We start from the raw sequence: 5,328 nt of genomic DNA, 5'->3' as shown, positions 1-5,328 counted from the left end.
TGGAGAAGATAAAATTACAGAGAATGCTGCAAGATATCAGCATGTTGCAGAAAAATTTGCAGAGGAATTTAAGAATGAGGAATTCGAGTTCTTTTCCGCACCGGGAAGAACAGAAATCGGTGGAAATCATACAGATCACAATCATGGAAAAGTTTTGGCTGGAAGTATCCAGTTAGATTGTGTAGCAGCGGCAAGTAAAAATAACAGCAATATGGTGAACATCATCAGTGAAACCTATGACCAGCACTTACAAATCAGTTTAGATGATCTGGAGCCTTCTGAAGAACATGCAGGAACACCGGATCTGTTAAAGGGAATTTTAAAAGGTTTTATTGAAGAAGGTTATGCAATTGGTGGTTTTGATGCTTATGTTACCACTAATGTTATTGGGGCTGCGGGAGTAAGTTCTTCTGCTTCGTTTGAAATGTTAATCTGCAGTATGGTAGATTACTTCTTTAACGATCTGAAATTGAATACCGTTGCATATGCAAAAATCGGTAAATATTCGGAAAATAAATACTGGAACAAGCAGTCCGGACTTCTAGATCAGATGGCATGTGCCTGCGGCGGAATCGTTGCAATGGATTTCAAAAATCCCGATCAGCCTGTTATTGAAAAAATTGATTTTAGTTTTGACAGTATCAACTACGACTTAATTATTGTAAATACAGGAAAAGGACATGCTGACTTGAGTGCGGAATACTCTTCTGTACCAATCGAAATGAAAAAAGCAGCGGCGTTCTTTGGGAAAGAAACCTTATCGGAAGTATCGCTGGAAGAATTTTTGAAGAATGTCACAGAGGTTCGCAAGAGCGCAGGAGACCGTGCCGTTATGCGTGCACTGCATTTCTTTACGGAAAACCAGCGGGTGGATGCACAGGTAGCAGCACTGAAAGGCCAGCAATATGATGAATTTTTAAGGTTAATTACCGCATCCGGCAATTCCTCATGGAAATGGCTGCAGAACTGCTATTCCTTAGAGAACTATGACGAGCAGTCCGTAACGGTTGCGCTGGCGCTGACCGAACTGTTTCTGGATCGAATTCAAGGCGGGGCATGCCGTGTACATGGGGGTGGTTTTGCAGGAGTTATCCTTACTTTGCTTCCAAAAGAATATACGGCAGAGTATGAAAAGTATATGGAAGAGAAGCTGGGTGAAGGCTGTGTATATGTTATGAATATCAGGAAATATGGTGCGATACACATGGATTTAAATGAAGGTTAAAGAGCGTAGATTCGTTTCGGATATTGAAAAGATATAATTCACTTTAAAAGGACAGATTGGCGGAGATATTCTCTGGGAATAAACCCGCCGGAATGTTCTTTTTGTTACTGTTCAGACCTTGCCGAGCACTTGGCTGCACGGTGTCGGAGCCAATAAAGTGGCGGCATTCGGGCATCTGCCCCTCGCCAATGGCGACTTTATATGGGCAGAGGCTGTTACTGTGAGCATCCGTAGGGTGTGAACAGTAACTTTTTTCTATATTAAGGGAGCAATTCCAAAAATGATTTTGCGATTTTGTTGACAATGTCCCAAACTCTTAGTAGAATAAAAGCGAAGCATTCGATAAAAAATGAAAAACAATCGATAAAAGGAGATATGTACAATGGCAAAAGTAGGAATTGTAATGGGAAGCGACTCAGATATGCCGGTAATGGCTAAGGCAGCTGATATTTTAGACAAACTAGGTGTAGAATATGAAATAAATATCCTTTCAGCTCACAGAGAGCCAGATGTATTTTTTGAATATGCAAAATCTGCAGAAGAAAAAGGCTGGAAAGTAATTATTGCAGGAGCGGGCATGGCAGCTCATCTGCCAGGTATGTGCGCAGCTATTTTCCCAATGCCTGTTATTGGTATCCCTATGCATACATCATCCCTTGGAGGAAGAGATTCACTTTACTCTATTGTACAGATGCCATCCGGAATTCCTGTTGCGACTGTAGCAATTAACGGAGGAGCGAATGCAGGTATTTTAGCAGCAAAGATCCTTGCTACATCCGATGAAGAATTATTAGGAAGATTAAAAACATACTCAGCAGAATTAAAAGAGCAGGTTATGGCAAAAGATGCAAAATTACAGGAAGTTGGTTATAAAGAATATAAATAACCATAAATTTGTAATTAGCCAATCACAGCAAATTCACAATTTAAGAGTATAATAGAAAAACCACTTTAGGAGGAAGAACAATAATGGATTACAAGAAAGCAGGCGTTGATATAGAAGCGGGATACAAGTCCGTAGAACTTATGAAGGAACATATTAAGAAAACTATGAGACCGGAGGTTCTTACCAATATCGGCGGATTTTCAGGTGCGTTTTCCATGAGTGCATTTAAAGATATGGAGAAGCCTACGCTGGTGTCAGGAACAGATGGCGTTGGTACAAAGCTGAAGCTGGCATTTATTTTGGACAAACATGATACGGTAGGAATTGACTGTGTTGCTATGTGTGTTAATGATATTGCGTGTGCAGGCGGAGAACCATTATTTTTCCTGGACTATATCGCATGTGGTAAAAATGTACCGGAAAAGATTGCGACAATTGTAAGTGGTGTGGCAAACGGATGTGAACAGTCTAATGCGGCATTAATTGGCGGTGAAACTGCAGAAATGCCAGGCTTTTATCCGGAAGATGAATACGATCTTGCAGGTTTTGCAGTAGGAGTAGTAGATGAGAAAAATCTGATTACCGGTAAAGAATTAAAATCAGGTGATGTTCTGATTGGTATTGCATCATCCGGTGTACATAGCAACGGTTTTTCGCTGGTACGTAAAGTATTTAAAATGGAAAAAGACGTTTTGGAAACTTATCATGAGGAACTGGGAAAGACTCTGGGAGAAGCGCTTATCGCACCTACGAAGATCTATGTAAAAGCACTCAGAAATGTAAAAGAGGCAGGGGTTACAATCAAGGGATGCAGCCATATTACTGGCGGCGGCTTCTATGAAAACGTACCGAGAATGCTTCCTGACGGAGTTCGTGCCGTAATAAAGAAAGACAGTTATGAGGTACCGGCTATCTTTAAAATGCTTGCCCGTGAAGGACAAATTGAAGAAGAAATGATGTACAATACTTATAATATGGGTCTTGGTATGATCGTTGCAGTAGATCCGGCAGACGTAGATGCAGCTGTTAAGGCAATTGAAGCATCCGGAGAAAACGCTTATGTAGTAGGCCAGATTGAAGCAGGTGAAAAAGGAGTAACATTATGCTAAAAATTGCAGTATTGGTATCTGGAGGCGGTACCAATCTCCAGGCAATTATCGACGGAATAGCAAATGGAAGCATTACAAACACGGAGATTGCCGTTGTAATCAGCAACAACAAAAATGCATTTGCTCTTGAGCGAGCAAAACAGAACCATATACCCCATGTATGTGTTTCGCCAAAAGATTATGAAAAACGCAGTGCATTTAATGAGGATCTTCTGAAAACGATACAGTCCCATGATGCCGATCTGGTTGTACTGGCTGGATGTCTGGTGGTAATACCGGAAATTATGGTTCAGGCATTTCCAAATAAGATTATTAATGTACATCCTGCATTAATACCAGCTTTCTGCGGAACCGGATATTATGGTTTGAAAGTGCATGAAGCAGTGCTGGAGCGTGGAGCGAAAGTGACAGGCGCAACGGTACATTTTGTGGATGAAGGTACGGACACAGGTCCGATTATATTACAAAAAGCAGTAGATGTGCACCAGGATGATACACCGGAAAAATTGCAGCAGCGTGTCATGATGGAAGCAGAGTGGAAAATTATGCCGGAAGCAATAAACTTAATTGCAAACGGCAGGATATCTGTAAAGGATCATAAAGTTTGGATTGCAGATTAGAGTCAGTCTGTTTGTAACATGTTACGATGTTTTATGCATTATCGCAGATATAACTGTAATGTGATATGCAGCGGGATTAAAAATGAAAGAAGGAAACGAATTCATGAAAATACTAATCGTAGGCAGCGGCGGCAGAGAACATGCCATCGCCTGGAAAGTAGCACAGAGCCCAAAAGCAGATAAGATTTACTGTGCACCGGGAAATGCAGGAATTGCAGAATATGCTGAATGTGTAGATATTGGTGCAATGGAGTTTGAGAAACTGGTGGCATTTGCCAAAGAAAAAGAAATTGACCTGACTATAATAGGTATGGATGATCCGCTGGTAGGTGGAGTAGTAGATGCGTTTGAAGCAGAAGGATTAAGAGTATTCGGACCGCGTAAAAATGCAGCGATACTGGAAGGTTCCAAAGCATTTTCCAAGGATCTGATGAAGAAGTATAATATTCCCACAGCCGGTTATGAGAATTTTGACGATCCAAAGGCAGCTCTTGCGTATCTGAAGACTGCTGAATACCCCATCGTATTAAAAGCAGATGGTTTGGCACTTGGTAAGGGTGTTCTGATTTGCAATACCCTGGAAGAGGCAGAAGAAGGCGTCAAAGCAATAATGCTGGACAAACAGTTTGGAAGTGCAGGTAACCGCCTGGTTGTAGAAGAGTTTATGACGGGACGGGAAGTATCCGTACTTTCTTTTGTGGATGGCAAAACAATTAAGACCATGACCAGTGCTCAGGATCATAAGCGTGCAGGTGATGGGGATACCGGTCTGAATACCGGCGGTATGGGTACATTTTCACCAAGCCCGTTCTATACAAAGGAAGTAGACGATTTCTGCAATCAATATGTATACCAGGCCAGCGTGGATGCTATGGCATCAGAGGGACGGGAATTTAAAGGTATTATTTTCTTTGGACTGATGCTCACAGATAAAGGACCAAAGGTACTGGAATACAATGCAAGATTCGGTGATCCGGAAGCCCAGGTTGTGCTGCCAAGAATGAAAAACGATATCATAGATGTATTTGAGGCTTGTATAGATGGTACTTTAGACCAGATTGACCTGCAGTTTGAAGACAATCCAGCTGTCTGTGTGGTACTGGCATCCGACGGATATCCGGTGAAATACGATAAAGGGCTTACCATCACTGGATTTGAAAACTTTAAAGATAAAGAAGGATACTATGTGTTCCATGCAGGCACGAAAGCCACAGATCAGGGGATCGTGACAAATGGAGGACGTGTTCTTGGTGTAACCGCAAAAGGTGCTGATTTAAAAGAAGCCAGGGCCAATGCTTATAAAGCAGTTGACTGGATTTCATTTGATAACAAATATTACCGAAATGATATTGGCAAGGCGATTGACGAGGCATAGTTCCTGCCAAAATAATGAAAAGGGGTAAAGTTTGGAGCAAAAAGCGTTCCATACTTTCTATTGAAGCAGTACCGCAGACCCGTCTGCGGTATGCAGGGGCATAAGTTTGGAAC

5 protein-coding genes are annotated in these 5,328 nt (G+C 41.7%); all 5 read left to right on the top strand.

Annotation, left to right across the window (positions count from 1 at the left end; translation table 11 throughout):
- The coding region (locus ACH2DQ_RS25380; protein ID WP_395028620.1) for a galactokinase at positions 1 to 1,225 on the top strand (1,225 nt) is incomplete at its 5' end.
- A 382-nt stretch (positions 1,226 to 1,607) separates the two neighbouring features.
- On the top strand, positions 1,608 to 2,111 hold the full coding sequence (purE, locus tag ACH2DQ_RS25375) for a 5-(carboxyamino)imidazole ribonucleotide mutase (protein WP_394916012.1): 504 nt from the start codon (positions 1,608 to 1,610) through the stop codon (positions 2,109 to 2,111).
- Between the two features lie 83 nt (positions 2,112 to 2,194).
- Entirely contained in the window at positions 2,195 to 3,220 is a 1,026-nt protein-coding gene (gene purM, locus ACH2DQ_RS25370; protein ID WP_394916013.1) for a phosphoribosylformylglycinamidine cyclo-ligase, read from the top strand.
- Positions 3,214 to 3,840: a phosphoribosylglycinamide formyltransferase gene (gene purN / locus ACH2DQ_RS25365; RefSeq protein WP_394916014.1), complete on the top strand. Its 627-nt coding sequence runs from the start codon at positions 3,214 to 3,216 to the stop codon at positions 3,838 to 3,840. Before purM ends, purN begins: the two co-directional genes overlap by 7 nt.
- 103 nt (positions 3,841 to 3,943) lie before the next feature.
- Positions 3,944 to 5,215: a phosphoribosylamine--glycine ligase gene (gene purD, locus ACH2DQ_RS25360; protein ID WP_394916016.1), complete on the top strand. Its 1,272-nt coding sequence runs from the start codon at positions 3,944 to 3,946 to the stop codon at positions 5,213 to 5,215.
- Positions 5,216 to 5,328: the final 113 nt, after the last annotated feature.

This window comes from Robinsoniella sp. (assembly GCF_034124845.1).
The sequence above is the reverse complement of the archived record's forward strand: the minus strand, read 5'-3'. Positions and strand labels throughout refer to the sequence as shown.

Bases quoted from the DNA above. Each gene is read 5' to 3' on its own strand.
- purN (WP_394916014.1), top strand. From the start codon at position 3,214: ATGCTAAAAATTGCAGTATTGGTATCTGGAGGCGGTACCAATCTCCAG.
- purE (WP_394916012.1), top strand. From the start codon at position 1,608: ATGGCAAAAGTAGGAATTGTAATGGGAAGCGACTCAGATATGCCGGTA.
- purM (WP_394916013.1), top strand. From the start codon at position 2,195: ATGGATTACAAGAAAGCAGGCGTTGATATAGAAGCGGGATACAAGTCC.
- purD (WP_394916016.1), top strand. From the start codon at position 3,944: ATGAAAATACTAATCGTAGGCAGCGGCGGCAGAGAACATGCCATCGCC.